At 66.4% G+C, this 19602-nt stretch carries 19 protein-coding genes; 7 read left to right on the top strand and 12 right to left on the bottom strand.

All coding sequences use genetic code 11. From position 1 onward, the window contains the following. The 10 genes from ACWCOP_RS09880 to ACWCOP_RS09835 form a co-directional block, all read right to left on the bottom strand. Entirely contained in the window at positions 1 to 816 is an 816-nt protein-coding gene (locus ACWCOP_RS09880) for a hypothetical protein (RefSeq protein ID WP_478248117.1), read from the bottom strand. Positions 817 to 878: 62 nt separating this feature from the next. Further along, complete coding sequence (locus tag ACWCOP_RS09875) at positions 879 to 2693, bottom strand: ABC transporter ATP-binding protein (RefSeq protein ID WP_478248116.1); 1815 nt, start codon at positions 2691 to 2693, stop codon at positions 879 to 881. A gap of 4 nt (positions 2694 to 2697) precedes the next feature. After that, positions 2698 to 2943, bottom strand: a complete 246-nt coding sequence (locus ACWCOP_RS09870) for a DUF4170 domain-containing protein (RefSeq protein WP_478248115.1) — start codon at positions 2941 to 2943, stop codon at positions 2698 to 2700. After that, on the bottom strand, positions 2940 to 3719 hold the full coding sequence (locus ACWCOP_RS09865) for a 3'(2'),5'-bisphosphate nucleotidase CysQ (protein WP_478248114.1): 780 nt from the start codon (positions 3717 to 3719) through the stop codon (positions 2940 to 2942). The genes ACWCOP_RS09870 and ACWCOP_RS09865 overlap by 4 nt, the downstream gene beginning before the upstream one ends. Continuing rightward, positions 3706 to 5097 carry a TldD/PmbA family protein gene (locus ACWCOP_RS09860; protein ID WP_478248113.1) on the bottom strand — a complete coding sequence of 464 codons (1392 nt, stop codon included), beginning with the start codon at positions 5095 to 5097 and terminating at the stop codon, positions 3706 to 3708. The genes ACWCOP_RS09865 and ACWCOP_RS09860 overlap by 14 nt, the downstream gene beginning before the upstream one ends. A gap of 51 nt (positions 5098 to 5148) precedes the next feature. Further along, positions 5149 to 5553, bottom strand: coding sequence for an MAPEG family protein (locus tag ACWCOP_RS09855; protein ID WP_478248112.1), 405 nt, complete (start codon positions 5551 to 5553; stop codon positions 5149 to 5151). 23 nt (positions 5554 to 5576) lie between these two features. Beyond that, positions 5577 to 6236, bottom strand: coding sequence for a DsbA family oxidoreductase (locus ACWCOP_RS09850; protein ID WP_478248111.1), 660 nt, complete (start codon positions 6234 to 6236; stop codon positions 5577 to 5579). 42 nt (positions 6237 to 6278) lie between these two features. Then, on the bottom strand, positions 6279 to 6551 hold the full coding sequence (locus ACWCOP_RS09845; protein WP_478248110.1) for a cation:dicarboxylate symporter family transporter: 273 nt from the start codon (positions 6549 to 6551) through the stop codon (positions 6279 to 6281). 117 nt (positions 6552 to 6668) lie between these two features. Continuing rightward, complete coding sequence (locus tag ACWCOP_RS09840) at positions 6669 to 6995, bottom strand: hypothetical protein (RefSeq protein WP_478248109.1); 327 nt, start codon at positions 6993 to 6995, stop codon at positions 6669 to 6671. Positions 6996 to 7081: 86 nt separating this feature from the next. Then, positions 7082 to 7516, bottom strand: a complete 435-nt coding sequence (locus ACWCOP_RS09835) for a MarR family winged helix-turn-helix transcriptional regulator (RefSeq protein WP_478248108.1) — start codon at positions 7514 to 7516, stop codon at positions 7082 to 7084. 126 nt (positions 7517 to 7642) lie between these two features. Between ACWCOP_RS09835 and ACWCOP_RS09830 the strand changes: the two genes are divergently transcribed. The 7 genes from ACWCOP_RS09830 (at position 7643) to astB (ending at position 16770) form a co-directional block, all read left to right on the top strand. Beyond that, positions 7643 to 8860 (top strand): CaiB/BaiF CoA transferase family protein, encoded by a 1218-nt coding sequence (locus tag ACWCOP_RS09830; RefSeq protein ID WP_478248107.1) that lies wholly within the window; start codon positions 7643 to 7645, stop codon positions 8858 to 8860. 205 nt (positions 8861 to 9065) lie between these two features. Continuing rightward, positions 9066 to 10097, top strand: a complete 1032-nt coding sequence (locus tag ACWCOP_RS09825; RefSeq protein ID WP_478248106.1) for an OmpA family protein — start codon at positions 9066 to 9068, stop codon at positions 10095 to 10097. 268 nt (positions 10098 to 10365) lie between these two features. Continuing rightward, positions 10366 to 11661 carry a cystathionine gamma-synthase family protein gene (locus ACWCOP_RS09820; RefSeq protein WP_478248105.1) on the top strand — a complete coding sequence of 432 codons (1296 nt, stop codon included), beginning with the start codon at positions 10366 to 10368 and terminating at the stop codon, positions 11659 to 11661. Between the two features lie 23 nt (positions 11662 to 11684). Continuing rightward, a complete protein-coding gene (locus ACWCOP_RS09815) occupies positions 11685 to 12941 on the top strand; it encodes a hydrolase (RefSeq protein WP_478248104.1) in 1257 nt (418 codons plus the stop codon). A 10-nt stretch (positions 12942 to 12951) separates the two neighbouring features. Then, the gene (locus ACWCOP_RS09810) at positions 12952 to 13965 is read left to right on the top strand and encodes an arginine N-succinyltransferase (protein ID WP_478248103.1); all 1014 of its coding nucleotides are present in this window, start codon (positions 12952 to 12954) and stop codon (positions 13963 to 13965) included. 4 nt (positions 13966 to 13969) lie between these two features. After that, positions 13970 to 15424: a succinylglutamate-semialdehyde dehydrogenase gene (gene astD, locus ACWCOP_RS09805; RefSeq protein WP_478248102.1), complete on the top strand. Its 1455-nt coding sequence runs from the start codon at positions 13970 to 13972 to the stop codon at positions 15422 to 15424. Beyond that, entirely contained in the window at positions 15421 to 16770 is a 1350-nt protein-coding gene (gene astB, locus ACWCOP_RS09800) for an N-succinylarginine dihydrolase (protein ID WP_478250676.1), read from the top strand. Before astD ends, astB begins: the two co-directional genes overlap by 4 nt. A 14-nt stretch (positions 16771 to 16784) precedes the next feature. Here the strand turns inward: astB and ACWCOP_RS09795 are convergent, their stop codons facing one another. Beyond that, positions 16785 to 17777: a beta/gamma crystallin-related protein gene (locus ACWCOP_RS09795; RefSeq protein ID WP_478248101.1), complete on the bottom strand. Its 993-nt coding sequence runs from the start codon at positions 17775 to 17777 to the stop codon at positions 16785 to 16787. 80 nt (positions 17778 to 17857) lie between these two features. Further along, on the bottom strand, positions 17858 to 19591 hold the full coding sequence (gene ggt, locus ACWCOP_RS09790; RefSeq protein ID WP_478250675.1) for a gamma-glutamyltransferase: 1734 nt from the start codon (positions 19589 to 19591) through the stop codon (positions 17858 to 17860). Positions 19592 to 19602: the final 11 nt, after the last annotated feature.

The raw sequence follows: 19602 nt of genomic DNA, 5'->3' as shown, positions 1-19602 counted from the left end.
CTATTCGCTGCAATATCCGGCTTCAGCCAGCGATGTCGCCGGCCTTGCGGGGCCCACTGCAAGGCTAAGATCATAAGCGTCGCCGGCCCGCTCCAGATTGGCTTGATTTGAAGCAAGTTCGCTGATCCCGCATCCGTCGAGGTCACACCCAAGGCGCGCGCCCTCTTCGTAAAGATAAGCCACCGACACCACGTCCTGCGCAAGTAAATGCCCGGCGGTGATCATCTGCCCGCCGCCCATGGCGTCCGGCATGGTCAGCGGGGTTCTGCGCGCATGTGCGTTGCCGATAAGGGCCAGGATACGGGCCTCTGGATTTTCGGCCGCAGTGCGGGCGAGGGCGATCGCCAATTCGGCGGACCCGCGTGAGGATGTGTCCCGCAAGGATCTCAGCGGCGGTCGTGTGAAGCGGGTGTCGATAAAGCGGACCGAAAGTCCGCCCTGATCCGCCAATTCACGTAGGCTGGCCATCGTGTTGACCAGGTCGGCGGAAGTACGACCGTCCGACAGGTCGCACCAGCCCATGGCGTATACTTCTGACGGGCTCAAGCTCTCGGCGGAGCCGGTCCACCATTGATCGAAAATCGGCTGCCCATTTGCGGGAAGCTCGAAGGCGGCTACTACGGTGCCTGAATCGGCCATAGCCTCGGTCACCGCGCCGATAAAAGCATCAAGACTGTTCGCCACCCCGTGTATCTCTCCGTGAAGTTCGATGCTCGGCGGGTTGATCGGATGCACGGAAGCAAGGCCAGACGTTGAAAGGCCTAACTTCGAAAGGGAGGCCAAAGCCAGCCCGGCGGTGTAGATTAAAGTCTTCATCGCGCACCTCTATGATCATAGAAGGCGGAAATGATGACCTCTGGGCGTACTAAAATCCACCGTTATTCGCGCAGCTGTAACTTGCTCAGCTCGGCGTAGAGCCCGCCCTGTGCCATCAGCGCGTCGTGGGTTCCTGATTCAACAACGCGACCGTCTTTCATCACATAGATCCGGTCGGCCTTGCGCACGGTGGACAGGCGATGGGCGATCACCATCGTGGTGCGGCCTTCGCTGAGGCGCTCCAGCGCGCTCTGCACACGCGCTTCCGAGGCTGCGTCCAGCGCGCTGGTGGCCTCATCCAGCAGCAGGATCGGCGCGTCTTTGAGGATCGCGCGCGCAATGGCGACCCGCTGGCGCTGTCCGCCGGAGAGGTTGGAGCCCTTGGGCCCCGCCGGAGCGTCATAGCCGCCGGGCAGCGCCATGATGAACTCATGGGCGTCGGCGGCCTTCGCGGCGGCTTCGATCTCGCCCCGTGACGCGTCAAGGCGTCCAAGGGCGATATTGGCGGCGATCGTGTCGTCAAACAGGGTGACGTCCTGGCTCACCAGCGCCATGGAGCCGCGCACCGAGGCCAGAGTGGCCTGCGCGATGTCCTGGCCGTCGATGGTGACGCGGCCCGATCTTGGATCGTAGAGCCGGGCGAAGAGGTTCAGCAGCGTCGACTTGCCGGACCCCGACGGGCCGACCAGAGCGATGGTCTCGCCGGGCGCGGCCTCGATCGTGACGTCTTCAAGGGTGCTCTGCTCGGTCGAATATCCAAAGGTCACGGCCTCGGCGGTGATCGCGCCTTTCTTCAGCTTCAGAGGCTTGGCGTTTTCCACTTCGGTGAGGCCGGGCTGTTCGTCGAGCAGGTTGAACACCCGGTCGAGCACCGCAAACCCTTCCTGCAAGACGCCTGACAGCGAGGCCAGCGCGCGCGCCGCCGGGCTGAGCACCAGCAGCGTGACGATGAAGCCCAGAAGATCGGAGAGATCAGTGGCGCCCTGCACCGCGCGCCAGCCGGCGAAACCGAACACCACCGCCAGGGCGAGGCCGCCGGCGATCTCCATCACCGGCTCGATCCTTGCGCGCTGGGCGACCATGGAGAGGACCAGCTTGTAGCGCTCCAGGAAGCGGGTTCTGGCCCGGCCCCTGGCCCAGGGCTCCAGCGAGAACGTCTTCACCATGCGCGCGCCGGAAAAGCTTTCTTCCAGAAAGCTGGAGACGTCGCCCATCTGGGTCTGGACCGCGTCGGCGCGTTTGCGGATCACCTTGCCGATCTTCAACACCGGCTGGGCGGCGAGCGGCAGGACCACCAGCACCACCAGCGTCAGCGCCCAGTCCAGATACAACATCACTGCGATGCAACCGGCCACGGTGAGCGTGTCGCGCATGAGATTGTTGGCTGCACGGATGAGCCCTTCGCGCAGCATGGTGATGTCGTTGGTGAAGCGCGAAATGATCGATCCCACCGGCTCGCGCGACAGGCGGGCGAAATCAGCCGTGATCAGCCGGTCGAACATTGCGGTCTGAAGATCGCGCATCACAGAGAGCGCCAGCCGGTTGGTTGCAAGGGTCTGGAAATACAGGCTGATCGAGCGGGTCAGGACGATCGCCAGGATCAGCGCCGGCGCAAGCCACAGAACGGACATGTCGCGGCTTTCCAGAAGCTGTGAGGCTTGCTGGACAACAAGACCGTAGCCCGACGCCGCCCCGGCGGTGATCGCCGAGAGCAGCAGCGCCCAGCCGATCAGGCGAGGCCGGTCGGCCAGCCAGCCCTTCCACAGCCGTCTCGCCAGGGCGCGCGACTTGGCTCGCCCGGGCTTTGGCGGCGGCGCGGGCGGCGGGCTGGCGGGCGTGTCGGCGGGCGACGGCCCGGACGGGGCGGTTTCGCTCAAGGGGTCAGCCCTGCGACTCGCCGCTTGAAGGGTCCAGCAGCTTGTGGGCGTGGATGATGAAAAAGCGCATGTGCGCATTGTCCACGCTCTGTTGGGCCGCCGAGCGCCAGGCCAGTTTCGCCGACCCGTAGTCGGGATAGGCGCCCACGAACTCGACCTTGGAAAGGTCTTTGAATTCAACGGACTTCGGTCCGACATCCTTGAGTTCACCGCCGATGACGATGTGCAGGAGCTGGCGTTCGTCGCTCATATGTCCTCTCCCTTGTTGAGACGCTCTATTAGCAAGGCGTGCAGCGCCGGACCAGCCGCCAGGGGCGCCGGCTGACGCGGCGGCTCTGCGTTGAAGCGTAAAGGTGCGCCCGACCGGTCGGTGATTTTGCCGCCGGCCTCGGTGATGATGAGGGCGCCGGCGGCCAGATCCCAATCCCATTTTCCACGCACAGCCACCACCGCGTCGTGGACGCCTTGCGCACAAAGCGCCAGCCGCAGGGCCGCCGAGTTCACGGTTTCTGCTTTCGCGCCCAGCGCTCGAAGATCGCTGAGCCGGCCCGGATCGCCCAGAAGGCGCGCGCCCTTGATCTCGCGCTGCTGTGAAATCGAGATGGGCAGCCCGTTCATGCGCGCGCCCTGGCCGAGCGCCGCGTCCCATAGCCGTTCGGTGGACGGGTCGTAGAGCGCTGCGGCCACCGGGACGCCGTCCTCGATCACGGCGATGGAGACGACGAATTCGGGGCGGTTCTTCAAGAACGCGCGCGTGCCGTCGATGGGATCGACAACGAAGCTTCGCCTTGCCGACAGTCGTGAGCGGTCGTCGGCGGTTTCTTCCGACAGCCAGCCATAATCGGGGCGGGCGGGCTTCAGGCGCTCCTGCAGCAAGGTGTCGGCGGCCAGATCGGCCTCGCTCACCGGATCGCCCTTGGACTTCTCCCAACTTCGCAGCCCGCGCGCCCGGAAGGCGAGGGCGAGCTTGCCGGCGTCCCGCGCGGCGGCCGCAATCAGATCCCTGTCGGCTCTATCGTCCGCCAACCGAGAGCCCCTCCACCAGGACGCTCGGCGCGTTGACCGCGTGCTCGAACTCCAGGTCGGATCCGGGGATCAACCGGGCGAACATCTCTTTCAGGTTGCCCGCCACGGTGACTTCGCTCACCGGTCCGGCGCGCTTTCCGCCGGTGATCTTGAAGCCGGCCACGCCCACCGACCAGTCGCCGGTGTTTGCGTTCAGGCTGGGGCCGAACATCTCGGTGACCAGAAGACCTTCGCCGGCCTCGGCCAGCAGATCCTCAGGGCTCAATTCGCCCGGCTGCAGATGCACATTGGCGGCCGACACGCCCGGCGGGCCGCCAAGACGGCGCGCGGCGTGGCCGGTGAGCTCCATGTTCAGCTGGCGGGCGCTGGCGGCGTTCATCAGGAAGGTGGTCAGCACCCCGTCCTCGACCAAAGCGCGCGGCCGTGCGGCCACGCCCTCCCCGTCGGCGGCGCGCGCGCCGAAGCTCCAGTCGCGCAGCGGATCTTCGATGATGTCGATCCCGTCGGCGAAAATCTTCTTGCCCAGGTCTTCGCGCAGGAAGCTGGTGCCGCGCGCGATGGCGGGCCCGGAAATCGCGCTTAGCAGCGAGGAGATGAAGGTGGTGGAGACGCGCTTGTCGAACACGACCGGCATCTTGCCCGAGCTCAGCTTTTCACCGCCCAGGCGCGCCACGGCGCGCTCGCCGGCGCTGGTCCCGAGCGCGTGGGCGCTTTTGAGCGAGGAGAGCCGGCGCGAGGAGTGGGAATCGTAGTCACGCTCCATTCCGTCGGCGTTCTTTGCGATGGCCGCGACGCCGAGCCCGCAGCGCGATCCGCGCCGCGCGCGTTCAAAGCCGTGGGAGGTCACGAAGGCCGAGCCGCCTGCGCCGATGCTGGCTCCGGCCGAGCTGGTGGTGGAGACGCCGGGGACTTTCAGCGCGGCCTCTTCAAGAGCCAGGGCGTAGGCTTCAAGCTCCGCTTCGCCGATGGTGGCGGCTTCATAAAGCGAAATATCAGGCAGGGTTCGGGCCAAGTGTGCGGGATCGACCAGACCGCAATAGGGATCTTCGGGCGCGGCTTTCGCCATGGCGATCGCGCGCTCCACCGCCATGGCCTGACCGGCCTCGGACAGATCGGAGAAGGCGACGCCGGCCTGGCGCTTGCCGATGATGACGCGCAGGCCCGCATCGCGGGTTTCAGAGCGCTCCACGGTCTCCAGCGCGCCCTCGCGGACGCCGGCCTCTATCGAACGGCTTTCGCTGATGGCGGCTTCGCACTGATCGGCGCCGGCCTTTCGCGCGCGCTCCATGAGCGTGCGGGCGAGATCAAGCAGCGCGCCGGTGTCGGGCGCGCCGAGCGCAGGGGAGGAGGAGGCGGGGGAGGGGCGGGTGTCTGTCATGCCCTCGCTCTTAACGCCTCGCCCGCCGGTCGGGCAATCACCGTGCGCCGATTAAATCACGGCGTGGGCGATCAGCCCCAGCCCGAGGGCGATATAAACCAGATAGGTCAGGACCATGCCGGAGATGCGTCCGAAGCTCGGGCCAGGACTGCTGAGCAGTCCGAACACCAGAAGGACCCGGCCCAGCGTCAGCATCACGCCCAGCACGTGGATCGCCAGCGCCGGCGCGCCCAGATGGGCGGCGACCACAAGACCGAGCAGGGCGCCCGGCAGCCATTCGGTGGAGTTGCCGAACGCGCGGCAGGCCTGCTGCAGCTTGCCTTCGCCTTCGCCAAGGCTGGTCTGGGACGCTCTGCGTTGCAGGCTCACATTGATGCCCACCACAAGCAGGAGCAAGAGGTTGAGGCCGATATAGAGACCGGCGGCGGCGATGTCGGGCGATGTGAAATCGTTCATCTGGATCTTTCCCTTGAGGACGCTTACTGGTCCTCGGCCGGCGGCAGGCTCGCCGCTTTCTTTATGGCGTCGGCGAGCACGGTCGGGACTTCGGCCCCGGACACCGCGAACCGGCCGTTGAAGATGAAGCAGGGCACGCCCTGGACGCCGAGCGAGCGATAGAAGCGCTCCTCGGTGAGCACAGCGCCCGCATCCTTGTCGCTGGCCAGGAGGTCGGCGACGATGTCTTCCTCCATGCCGTTGGCGACCGCGATTTCGGTGAGCACCTGAGGGTCGCCGATATCGCGGAGCTCGTCAAAAAACGCCTTGTGGACCGCGTCCAGCACCGGCTCGCCAAGGCCCTGCCCCTGTGCCCAGCGCACCAGGCGGTGGGCGTCCAGCGTGTTGGGGCGCATGGGGATTTCATCAAAATTGAAGACGATGCCGGCCTCGGGACCGGCGGCCTCCAGATGGGCGCGCATGGCCTTGAACCGGTCGCTCGGCCCGCCGCCGAATTTCTGCTTCATATAATCGGCGTACGCCACGCCCGCTTTCGGCACGGCGGCGTCCAGCTGGAAGGGGCGAAGGACGGTTTCAACCTCGATTTTGGGCGTGAGGGCGCGCGCCTGCGTCCAGTAACGCAGGCCCAGCCAGCACCAGGGACAGACGGGATCGGTGACGAGATCAACGGAAACAACGCTCATGGCCTAAAAGGTAGCCCGCAAGCGAAGCCGGAGAAAGGGGGGTCAGGTGTGGCGCGCCTCTTCGGCGCTCAATTCAGGCCCGTGCTCTCGCGTCAGGATGCGCGTGGCGGCGAGATCTCCTGTGACGTTCACGCTGGTGCGCGCCATGTCGAGAAACCGGTCCACCCCGAGCACGAAGACCAGACCCCGGGGCGGTATGCCAAACGTCGCGATCAGCCCTGACAGGATGGCGATGGAGACCCCCGGCGCGCCCGGCGCCCCGATGGAGGCGGCCACCAGGGTCAGCTGCATCGTCTTGCGAGCACTTGAGCCCATAGCCGGGAGCGCATCCAGGCGTCCGCCCGGGTGGCCAGTTCGCGGTAATGGATGCGTCGCGGCGTTCGATCAGCCATGAACGATGATAGGGCAGAGCGGACGCGCAGCGAAGCTCGGCTAGGCGCCCATGTCGAGGACTTCGCCGATCATGTCGTCGGCGGCGCGGATCGAGGTGGCGGCGAGCGCGGCTTCCTGATTGGCGCGGATCATGTCGACGCGGGCGGAGATGATCGACGCATCAAAAGAGGCCGCGCGGCCGCCGGGTCCGGCGGGTGGTGGGGGGGCGACGGATTGTCCGGCGACCGCGCGAGGGAATGTAGCGTCTGGGGGTGACGCTGCAGGGATGGTCGGCACGCGAGCGCGGGCGATCTGGGCTGCGGCGGTCTCGAGACGCGCCGCAGCGGTCTGGAAGGCCTGGAGCCCGGATGCGTTGACCGCGTTCATGAGTACGATAGTGCGCGTGACCCGGGCCGTTTGCACGCCGTTTTGATAACCAAGGTGAAAGAAGGCTTAAGCCTCGTGCGCCCGTTTCAGTCGGCCTCGGCGGCAAGGCGGGTGAGCGCGTCATAGACGATGTCCGCGTCGTCCTCGCCCAGGCGTGCGGCGAGGTCGGCGTTCAGGGTTCGCAGCACATGATCGGCGCGCTCAGCCGCCTGGCGTCCGGCCTCGGTGAGATCCACGAGCGCCCCGCGCCGATCACCGGAATCGATGCGCTTGGTCACCAGTCCCGCCTTCTCCATGCGGCCCACCAGTCCGGTGACCGCGGGAGCGCCCAGCGCCAGCGTTTCACCGATGGCGCCCATGCGGCGCTCGCCTCGGCGCAGCAGCAAAAACAGGACCGCAGCCTGACTGGCGCTCACGCCGGCCGCTGCGGCCAGACGCGCGTCCGCCTCCCGGTGAAGGCGCCGGGCGGCGATTTCGACGAGAAGATAAAGCCGCCGGTCGACGGCGCGAACACGTGCCATGAATAAAGTGTGTTCCGATTCGTTCGCAGGTGAAAGAATCGCGCCTTGCGGGCCCGCTTGCCGTGGGCCTTACTCGGATGTAGCCAAGCCTCGATTTGTCCGTTCAAAAGGAAACCGGCCGCCGTCATGACCGATACGCCCGCCGCCCTGTCGCATATCAAGGTGCTCGACCTCTCCCGGGTGCTCGCCGGGCCCTGGTGCACCCAGATCCTGGCCGATCTCGGGGCGGACGTGATCAAGGTGGAGAATCCCGACGGCGGCGACGATACGCGCACCTGGGGCCCGCCCTTTCTTAAAAACGAGGACGGCGGCGACGCCGACGCGGCCTATTACACCTGCGCCAACCGCAACAAGCGCTCCATCGCTGTAAATTTGCGCGCCCAGGAGGGCCGGACGCTCGTGCGCGACCTCGCCGCCCAGAGCGATGTGGTGATCGAGAACTACAAAACCGGCGGGCTGGAGAAATACGGCCTGGACTATGAGAGCCTCAAGACCGTGCGAGAGGACATCGTCTATTGCTCGATCACCGGGTTCGGCCAGACTGGCCCCCTGAGCGCGCAACCAGGCTATGACTTCCTCATCCAGGCCATGGGTGGGCTCATGAGCGTCACCGGTGAGGACAAGCCCATGAAGGTGGGCGTGCCGGCGGTGGATCTGTTCACCGGCGTTTACGCTGCCGGCGCGGTGATGGCGGCGCTGATCGCGCGGGATAAGGGCCTTGGCGGCCAGCATATCGACATGGCGCTGTTCGACGTGCAGGCGGCGATGCTGGCCAACCAGGCCGCGAACTACTTCGTTTCCGGCAAGACGCCGGGACGCGGCGGCAACGCCCATCCCAACATCGTCCCCTATCAGGATTTCCCCACCTCGGACGGGCGCATTGCGGTGGCGGTGGGCAATGACCGCCAGTTCGCCAGCTTCGCCAGCGCGCTGGGCCGGCCCGACTGGGCGGCTGACCCGCGCTTCACCCGCAACGCCGCCCGGGTGGCCAATCGTGAGGTGCTGGTGGCCGAAATCATTCTGGAGATGTCGCGCCAGTCCAGCGCCCACTGGGCCGGCGTGCTCGAGCAGGCCGGGATTCCCAGCGGCCCGATTCGTTCAGTCGGCGAGGTGTTCGCCGACCCTCAGGCGCAGGCGCGCGGGCTTTCTTTCAGCCTGCCTATGACCGGCGCCGGTCCTGCGGCCATGGTGGCCAACCCCATGCGTCTGTCGGCGACGCCGCCGCGCTATGAGCGCGCACCGCCGCGGTTCGCCGAGCACACCTCACAAGTGTTGCAAGAACGCCTCGGTCTGACCGAAAACCAGATCGCGACCCTCGTCGAACGTGGTGTTTTAACGACTTGAGCCTCGTTACCGGTCCGCTTCCAGTAGCGCCAATGGATCAAATCGGATAATGAAGCGTTTGGAACGTCGTGTCTGGTTAAGACACTGCCTTAAGCAAGGCGTCCATCAAAGCTCACACGAAGGGCGTACGCCCGGAGGGGGATTAAGAATGAAGAAACGGCTTCTCACAGCCGCGGCCGTTGGCGCCGTTCTCGCCGCACCGTCCATGGCGGTTGCGGATGAGGGCTGGTATGTCAGCGGCGCGCTCGGCTATGGCGCTCCCGGCGATACAGATTTCACCGGAAGCTTGAACGGCATCGTCCAGGGTGAAGGCGATCTGCGCGAAAAGCTGGCTCTCGGTTACGAGTGGCCGAGCAACTGGCGCATGGAAGGTGAGCTCGCTCACCGCTTCAACGACACCGGCGCGGTCGGCAATTTCGAGAACAGCTCCTCGGACTTCCAGATGTGGTCCGGCATGCTGAACCTGATCTACGACTTTGATCGTGGTTCCTGGTTCGAGCCTTATGTGGGCGCTGGTATCGGCTGGGTTCAGTCCGATGTCTCGGCCGCTGGCTGGATGACCGGAACGATTCCGAATCAGCCCACCGGTCCGAACGACCCGCGGTACACCATCGTTCAGGATAGCGATAATGCGCTCGCCTATCAGCTCTTCGCCGGTATCGGCTGGGCTCTGACGAGCAACCTGACGCTTGACACCGAATATCGCTATTTCGGCTTCGGCGAAACGGACTACACCCCGGGTCTCGAGGTTGATCGCGTCGGCGGCCATGAGGCTTGGGTAGGCCTGCGGTATCTGTTCGCCGCGCCTCCGCCCCCGCCGCCTCCGCCCCCGCCGCCCCCGCCGCCTCCGCCTCCGCCCCCGCCGCCTCCGCCCCCGCCGCCGCCTCCGGCTGACTGCGAGGACATTGGCTTCGTGGTGTATTTCGAGTGGGATCGCTCGAACCTTACCGCCCAGGCTCAGTCTGCTGTGAACGCGGCTGTGAACCAGGCGCGGAACTGCGGCGTGGCTTCGGTGGAAATCGAAGGTCACACCGACCGCTCCGGCGCCGCCGCCTACAACGTGGGTCTCTCCCAGCGCCGCGCTCGCGCGGTTCGTGACGAGATGGTCCGCCTGGGCGTCCCCGGTTCGGCGATCTCGACGGAAGGGTTCGGCGAAGGCCAGACCGCCGTTGCAACGCCGGACGGCGTGCGTGAGCCGCTGAACCGTCGTTCGGAAGTGATGATCGACCTCAACTAGGTCTTTCTGATCCGAGCATTCGGACCAAATGGGACGGTCCGGCGTGGAGACACGCCGGGCCGTTTCCTTTTATCCGCGTTGTGAAAATCGTGAGGATCACCGGACTTCCAAACAGCGTTGTCCGGACGTGGCCGCCGCGGCGCCCGCGGATCGGCCCGCCGGGTTGACCCGGATCGCCCGGCGTCGCAAGAAGCGCCTATTCCCGTTCTTCCGGTGCGGATGTTCGCGCAATGCGCGCCCGCACTTCATTCCAAGTAAGGATCGCGCCATGAGCAAGCCGGACACGCCGTATCGCAAGCGCGCCCTCGGCGAGCGGGCCCTGAGCCCGGAAACCCTGATGATGAGCTACGGCTTCGACGCCAAGCTTTCTGAAGGCTCGATCAAGCCGCCGATCTTCCAGACCTCGACCTTCGCCTTCGCCACCGCCGAAGAGGGCGCAGCGTTCTTCCGGGTGATGGGCGGGCGCTCCCAGGCCGGCGATCCCGCCCAGGCCGGCCTTCTGTATTCGCGCTTCAACAACCCGAATATGGAAGTGCTTGAAGACCGCCTCACCTTGTTTGACGGCGCCGAAGACGCCCTCGTCTTCTCCTCGGGCATGGGCGCGATCTCCACGGTGATCATGGGTCACTGCCATTCCGGCGACGTGGTGCTGCAGTCCACGCCGCTCTATGGCGGCACCGAGACGCTGATCCGCTCCATCCTGCCGCAATACGGCATCGCCAGCGCCGACTTCTTCGCCGGCGCCCGCGAGGGCGAGATCCGCGACGCCATCACCGAGGCCCGCAAGAAGGGGCCGATTGCGATGATCTACACTGAGACGCCCACCAACCCGACCAATGAGGTGGTCGATCTTCAGCTCATGAAAAAGCTCGCCGACGAGCTTGAGCAGGAGCAGGGGCGGCGCCCCGTCGTGGTGGTGGACAATACGATACTCGGCCCGATCGGCCAGACTCCGCTGGCCCACGGCGCCGATATCTCGCTTTATTCACTGACGAAATATATCGGCGGCCACTCCGATCTCATCGGCGGCGCGGCCATGGGCTCCCAGGCCATGATGGCGCCGGTGCGCAAGCTGCGCTCGGGCATGGGGACCAATCTGGACCCCAATACGTGCTGGATGCTGGCGCGTTCGCTTGAGACGGTAAAGCTGCGCATGGAGGCGGCCTTCGCCGGCGCGCGCAAGGTTGCTGAATTCCTCAAAGACCACCCCAAAGTGGAGAAGGTGCGCTATCTCGGTTTCCTGGAAGAGGGCAGCCGCGACTACGAGGTTCACCATCGCCAGGCCGGCAAGGACGCGTACGGCTCCACCTTCGCTTTTGACGTGGCCGGCGGCCGCGACGCCGCCTTCCGGATGCTCAACGAGCTTAAAGTGCTGAAGCTGGCGGTGAGCCTGGGCGGCACTGAGACGCTGATCTGCCATCCCGGCTCCACCACCCACGCGGCGGTGTCGCCGGAGCTGCAGGAGCGCTGCGGCTTCCAGCCCGGCCTGGTGCGGATCTCGGTGGGAATTGAAAACCCCGAGGACTTGATCGCCGATCTCGACCAGGCGCTGGGCCACGCATAGGCCGCTGCAAGGCAGGACACTTCATGAGCGAGCTGAGCCTCGACGCCGAAGAGCGCAAGATCCTCGACTTTGTGGAGTCGCGCGCCGATCACATGATCGCGACGGTGAAGGACTGGTCTCGCATCAATTCCGGCAGCCGCAATGCGGACGGGCTGGAAGCGATGCGCAAGGTTCTGTCCGACGCTTTCGCCGAGCTTGAAGGCGAGGTGAGCGCGGTGGAGCTTGAACCCTCCACCACGGTCGAGCTCGACGGGGAGGTGCGCGACGTGCCTTACACCCCGTCCATGAAGGTCTCCAAGCGCCCCGATGCGCCGGTGCGGATCGTGCTCACGGGTCACCACGACACGGTGTTTCCCAAAGGCTGCGGCTTTGAAGACTGGCGCCTCACCGACGCGGATACGATAAACGGCCCGGGCGTCGCCGACATGAAGGGCGGGCTGCTGGTCATGCTGCACGCACTTCTGGCCCTGGAACGCAGCCCGTGGCGCGACCAGATCGGCTATGACGTGCTGGTCAGCCCGGATGAAGAGATCGGCTCGCTGGGCTCCGGCCCGGTGCTCGCCGCGCTTGGGGCGAGAGCCCATGTGGGCATGACCTATGAGCCGGCGCTCGCCGACGGCTCGCTGGCCGGGGCGCGCAAGGGTTCTGGCAATTTCTCGCTGCGCTGCCTGGGCAAGGCCGCCCATGCCGGCCGCGAACATCATCTGGGCCGGAACGCCATCGTCGCCGCGGCCGAGTTCGCCAACCGGCTGGACGCGCTTAACGCCAAGCGCGAGCAGGTCACCTTCAATGTCTCGCGAATAGATGGCGGCGGCGCACCCAACGTGGTGCCTGATCTCGGGATTTGCCGCTTCAATGTGCGGGTGAAGACCGAAGAGGACGCGGCCTGGGCCAAGGCCGAGATCGACGCGCTTGTCCAGGCGGCCAACACCCGCGACGGGATCACGGCGGATCTGCATGGCGGCTTCACCCGGCCGCCCAAACCCATGAGCCCGGCCAATCAGCGTATGTTTGAATGGACGCGCACCGCCGGCTCGGCGATCGGCCTGGACATTCGCTGGAACGACACCGGCGGAGTGTGCGAAGGTAATAATCTGTGGGCGTCGGGCTGTCCCAATGTGGATACGTTGGGCGTGTGCGGCGCCGACATTCATTCCGACCGCGAGATTGCGAAGCTGTCCAGCTTCGCCGAGCGCGCCCGGCTTTCCGCGGTAATGTTGATGGCGTTCGCTCGCGGACGCTTCGACGCCGGGGAAGCCCGCGCCCTCGCCCGGTCCTGAGGAGTAGAGCATGCTGGTGGTACGAGCGGCCCGTTCGGCCGACCATGACGCGTTTGTGGAACTCGCCGGCGCGGCGGGTCCCGGCTTCACCTCGCTCGCGCTTGAGGACGAGGCGCTGAACGAGAAGCTTCTGCGCTCGGAAAAGGCCTTTGAGGGCCGGTTCGACGACCCGTCCGACTGTGTCTACCAGCTCATGCTTGAGGATTCTGAAACCGGCCAGGTGCTCGGCACCAGCGCGGTGAAGGCCATGGTGGGCGTGAAGAAGCCGTATTTCGACTTCAAGATCTTCACCTTCGCCCAGTCGTCCAAGGAAGGCGCAAGGCGTTTCGACATGGACGCCATGATGCTGGTGAATGATTTCGCCGGCTCCACCGAGGTGGGCTCGCTCTTTGTGCGCGATGGACTGCGCGGCACCGGGGCGGGGCGCCTGACTGCGCAGTCGCGCTACATGCTGGTGGGCGCGGACCGGCCGCGCTTCGGCAAACGCATCCTGTCGGAACTTCGCGGGGTGGTGGACGAGCACGGCGATTCGATCTTCTTCGAACACGTAACCCGGCCGTTTTTCCGCATGACGTTCGAGGAGGCCGACCGGCTGTCGGCGTCCACGGACAATCAGTTCATCCTCGATCTGATGCCCAACCACCTTATTTATCTCGACCTTTTGCCCAAGGGCGTGCGCGAGGTCATCGGCCAGACCCATCCCCATGGCGCCGGCGCGCTCAAGCTTTTGATGAGCGAGGGCTTTCGCTATGAGCGCTATGTGGACATATTTGACGGCGGCCCTCTCGTCTCCTGCGGGATGGACGAGGTCGCCACCCTGCGTGACAGCCGGCTGATGACGGTCGCCGGCGAAAGCGCAGGCGAGCGCGTGCGCGCGCTGGTCTCCAACGACCGGCTCGCCGATTTCCGCTGCGTCCAGGCCGGAATCGGCCTCGGCGAGCGTGATGTCGCGCTTGATGAGGAAGCCCGGCGTGCGCTCGACGTCACGTCTGGTGAGACCGTCCGGATTTGGACCAGGGACTAACACCATGACCAATTCGGCCTTTATCGCCGGCGCCTGGCGCGCCGGTGCGGGAGAGAGGTTCGCCTCCACCGATCCAGCCTCCGGCGAAACGATCTGGCAGGGCGCCGCGTCCGGCGCCGGCGATGTGCGCGAGGCCTTCGCGGCGGCCCGCGGCGCGTTTTCGCACTGGGCGCTGGCGGGGTTTGAGGCCCGCAGGAAAATCGTTGAAGCTTATGGCGAGCGTCTCAAAAGCCGCGCTGACGAGATCGGCGAGCTGATCGCGCGCGAAACCGGCAAGCCGCTCTGGGAGGCCAGGGGCGAGGCCGGCGCCATGGCCGGCAAGGCGGGCGTCTCCATCAAATCCTATGAGGACCGCACCGGGCGCACCCGCACCGAAACCGAGTTCGGCGAGCAGGTGCTTGATCACAAGCCGCTGGGCGTCATGGCGGTTTTGGGCCCCTATAACTTTCCCGGCCATCTGCCCAACGGACACATCATCCCGGCGCTTCTGGCGGGCAATACGCTTGTGTTCAAACCCTCCGAGCTCACCCCGGCCGTGGGCGAGCTCATGGTGAAGTTGTGGGAGGAGGCGGGTCTGCCCGCCGGCGTGCTGAACCTGGTGCAGGGCGCGCGCGAAACCGGCGCTGCCGCCTTGAGCGACGCGGAGCTGGACGGGGTGCTGTTCACCGGCAGCTGGACCACCGGCGCCATGATCCACAAGATGTTCGCCGGGCGCACCGGGGTGCAGCTGGCGCTGGAGATGGGGGGAAATAATCCGCTTGTGGTGTGGGGCGCTGAAGACGCTGAAGCGGCGGCGCGCGTGGCGGTTCTGTCCGCCTATATCACCGCCGGGCAGCGCTGCTCGTGCGCGCGCCGTCTGATCGTGCCGGCGGGCGAGGCGGGCGACGCCGTGATCGCGGCGATCGCCGCGGCGATCCCGAAACTTCCCGTGGGAAAGTACGATTCAAGCCCGGAGCCGTTCATGGGCCCGCTGATCAATGCGCGCGCCGCGCGCGGCGTTCTGGCCGCCCAGGAGAACCTTTTAAAACTCGGCGCGAGGCCCATCGTCGCCGCTGCGCAGCATGAGGCGGGCGAAGCGTTCGTCAGCCCGGGCCTTCTGGACGTGGACGGCGTGAATGCGCCCGATGAAGAGGTGTTCGGCCCGCTCCTGCAGGTGCGCCGCGCAAAGACGTTCGAGGACGCCCTGAAAGAAGCCAACAACACCGCCTACGGCCTCGCGGCCGGGCTCGTCAGCGACGATGACGCGCTGTGGAAGGCGTTCTGGGCGGGATCGCGCGCGGGCATCGTGAACCGCAACCGGCCCACCACCGGGGCTGCGTCCACCATGCCGTTCGGCGGCCCGGGCCAGTCGGGCAATCTGCGGCCCAGCGCCTACTACGCGGCGGATTACTGCGCCTATCCGGTCGCCACGCAGGCCTCTCCAAAAGCCGAGCGCATGGCCGTCAAAGGGCTCGACTGATGGGCGCGGTGGAAGCCAATTTCGACGGGCTGGTCGGGCCGACCCATAATTATGGCGGTCTCGCTCCGGGCAATCTGGCCAGCGCCAACAATCAGGGCTCGATCTCCAGCCCCCGCGAAGGAGTGCTGGAGGGCCTGGCCAAGGCCAAATCCCTGGCCGATGCCGGTCTTGTGCAAGGCTTGCTGCCGCCCCAGGAGCGGCCCTTCATTCCTGGCCTGAAGGCGCTGGGCTTTTCCGGTCGCACAGACGGCGAGGTCTGGGAAAAGGCCTACAAGGCCGAGCCCGCCCTGGCGCTGAACATGCTCTCGGCCAGCTCCATGTGGGCGGCCAACGCCGCCACTGTGAGCCCGGGCGCGGACACGTCAGACGGGCGCGTGCACTTTACGCCGGCCAATCTGATCACCGCGCTCCACCGCTCCATCGAGGGTTTCCAGACCAGGCGCGCCCTTGAGCGCGTGTTTCCCGACAAGGCGCTCTTCGCCGTCCATGACGAGCTGCCCCACCATGCCAATTTCGCTGACGAGGGCGCGGCCAACCATGTGCGGCTGTGCGCCGAGCATGGGGCGCCGGGCGTGGAGCTTTTCGTCCATGGCCGGGACGCCTACGAGCCCTGGCAGGGGAAGTTTCCCGCCCGCCAGACGCTCCAGGCCTGCGAGGCCATCGCGCGCCGGCACGGGCTGGATGGGGCGCGCACGGTGCATGTCCGTCAGTCGCGCGCGGCCATCGAGGCGGGGGCGTTTCACAATGACGTGGTGTGCGTGGGGACCGGGCCTGTCCTGTTCTTCCACGAGCATGCGTTTGAGGACAAGGCCGCGGCGCTCAGCGCGATTCGCAGGGCGGCCGAGGGCCTGTTCGAGCCGGTCTTCGTGGAGGTCCCGGAGGCCGATGTGCCGCTGGGCGACGCCATCACCGCCTATATCTTCAATTCCCAGCTTCTGATCTGGCCGGGCGCCGACCGGCAGGTGCTGCTGGCGCCCCAGGAAACCGAAGAGACCGCCTCCACCAGCGCCTTTTGCGACCGGATGGTCAAAGGCAACGGCCCCATCGGGAGTGTGAAGTTCGCCGGCGTGCGCCAGTCCATGCGCAATGGCGGCGGGCCGGCCTGTCTGCGCCTGCGCGTGGTGCTGGACGATGCGCAGCGCGCCGCAGTCAATCCGCGCGTCTGGATGGACGCCGATCTCCATGGCGCGCTCACAGCCTGGGCCAACACCCACTATCGCGAGGAGCTGGGCGTTGCGGATCTGGGCGATCCGGCGCTGGTGGAGGAAAGCCGCGCCGCGCTGGACGCGCTGACCGGGATCATGGGGCTGGGCTCGGACTTCTACCCGTTCCAGCGCGAGGGCTGACGGCGCGCCCCGGATCAGGTCACGCAGACCAGATCCACGAGCACGGCGCGCGCATTGACCGCCGAGCGGTCGCCGATGGCCCAGGCCTGGCCGTAGGGCGCGCGGGCCTCGCCGCTCCACACCGCGCGGGAAAGCCCGGCGGCGCGGCAAGCCAGATCGGCGGCTTCGCGGCCGCATTGGCGCTGGAACCGGTCGGCGCAGGCCGCCAGCGGATAGCCGTTCAGTTCAGGACGGGCGAAAAACACCGTGTCCACGCCGCGCACGCCGCCGGTGAGCCGGTCGCCGGATCCGCCGCCATAGCCTGAGCCGTAGCCCCCGTCATACCCGCCGCCATATCCATCGCCGGGAAAGCCCGGAGTAGCGCCGGTCGACGGATCAGGCCGCTGCACGCCGTCCGGTCCCAAGGAGGAGAGGCGCGCCTCCATGCGGTAAAGCGTGAGATCAGCGGAATCGCGCGACAGCTCCACACAGCGGCCGCCGAAATTGGTGTCCTCGCACAGGGTCCAGGTCCCCGAATGGACGCGGATCGACCGGGCGTCGTCATTGAACCCGTCACGGCGCAGATCATTGGTGCCGCGCACTATGGTCACCTGCCGGCCAGTATAGTTTTCGCCGGCGTAGAGCGTCACGCCTTCGAGCCGGTCGCGGCGGGGGCGGTGGATGGCGCGCACCGAGCTGATGCGGTCATTGAAGGACCACTGTGTCATGTCGGGAAGCTCGGTGGAGAGCACCTGGCAGCTCCCGCGAAAATCAGGCTCCACACAGACTTCCCACTGGCCGCCGTCAAACCGGATCGAGCTGGCCATATCGTTCGCCTGCACCCAGCGCAGATCCGGCGCGTCACCGTCCAGCGTGATGGACCGGCCCTGATATCCGGGCAGGTCAAACAGGGTGATCGTCGGATTTCCCCCGCCTGCGCCGCCGCGCTGGGCGTCGGCTGCAGCGGTGAAACAGGCTGCGGCGAGGGCGGCGAGGGCCGGGACGGCGAAAGTGAGCAGCGTGCGCATGGACAAACTCAGATCAAAAAAAGGAACAGGCGCACCCAGCATAAACCCGGCGCGCCTGAACCGCAGCTGAAAGATGAGCTTCAATAGCCCTGCGCCGCGCCGTCCTTGCGCATTTCGCTGGCGCCGAACAGGACGCCGGTTTGCGGATCGCGCCGGATCGCCTGATAGCCGCCAAAAGCGCCGTCGCCGTCCTCCACCACATGGCCAAGGGCCTCCAGCGCCTCGCGCACGGCCTGCGGCACGCCGCTCTCCACGCGCACAACGCCCCTGCCGCCCTGCTCAGTTACGCGATCTGTGGGCTCGGTGGAGCCCTCATGGCGCCAGCGCGCCGCGTCGCCGGCTTCCTGCACGTTCAGCCCGTAATCGATCATGTTGACGATGATCTGGACATGGCCCTGGGGCTGCATGCCGCCGCCCATCAGGCCAAAGCTCATGAAGGCCTCGCCGTCTTTCGTCACCATGGCGGGGATGATGGTGTGGAAGGGTCGCTTGCCGGGGGCGTAGACATTGGCGTGGCCGGGATCGAGGCTGAACATCTCGCCGCGATCCTGCAGCATGAAGCCGAGCCCGTCCGGCACCAGGCCCGAGCCCATGCCGCGATAGTTTGATTGAATGAGGCTCACCATCATGCCGTCTCCGTCTGCAACGGTGAGATAGGTGGTGTCGCCGTCCTCCAGGACCGCCGGATCCCCCACAGGGACGCTTTCCATGGCCGCATCCATGGAGATCAGGGCGCGGCGCCGGTCGGCGTAGGCCTCACTGAGAAGCTCTTCCAGCGGGATGTCGGCGAAATCCGGGTCGGCGTAGTATCTGGCGCGATCCTCGAAGGCCAGGCGCTTGGCTTCGATCTGCACGTGCAGGGATTCAGGGCTCATGAAGCCCATGGCGGCGAGATCGAAGCCTTCAAGGATCTGCAGCATCTGGAGGGCGGCGATGCCCTGGCCCTGGGGCGGTATCTCCCAGACGTCATAGCCGCGATAATTCACGCCGGCCGGTTCGACCCATTCGGAGCGGTGGCTGGCGAAATCCTCATAGGTGAGATAGCCGCCGATGCGCTCCATATAGGCGCCGATGGTGCGCGCGATATCGCCCTCATAGAACGCGTCGCGGCCGCCCTCGGCGATCTGGCGCAGCGTGTTAGCGAGGTCCGGGTTGCGGAAGATCTCGCCTTCGCGCGGCGCGTCCCCGTCCTCGGTGAGATAGGTGGCGCGGGCGTTATCGAACTCTTCAAATTCGCCGTTTGCGAAGCGCTCGGCGAAGATCGACATGTTGCGATTCCAGTAATAGGCGATGGTCTCGGGCACCGGAAACCCGTTTTCGGCGTAGGAAATCGTCGGGGCCAGCACCTGGTCCATGGGCATGGAACCGAAGCGCTCGTGCAGGGTGAACCAGCCGTCCACCGTGCCGGGCACCGAGACGGGCAGGGTTCCCAGCGCCGGGATGGAGCCGTCCTCGCCGACGATCTCTATGAGCTGCTCATAGGACAGGTTTTGCGGCGAGCGCCCGGCGGCGTTCAGGCCGTAGACCTCGCGGGTTTCGGGGTCCCAGATCAGCACGAACAGATCGCCGCCGATTCCGTTGCCTGTGGGCTCCATAAGGCCCAGGGCGGCGTTGGCCGCGATGGCGGCGTCCACGGCGTTGCCGCCGGCTTTCATCACGTCCAGCGCGATCTGGCTGGCCAGCGGATGGGCGGTGGCGGCCATGCCGCCGGTGGCGACCACCGGTGAGCGGGTGGCGTAATGGTCTCCGCTCACCCGGTCTCCGGGATAGCGGGTCTGCGCCTCCGCCGGCGCGCCGAATTCGGAAAACGCCATCAGGCCGGCGG

This window comes from Apolloniradiicaulis salifontis, from assembly GCF_053756655.1.
This window is presented reverse-complemented; position numbering and strand designations above follow the sequence as displayed.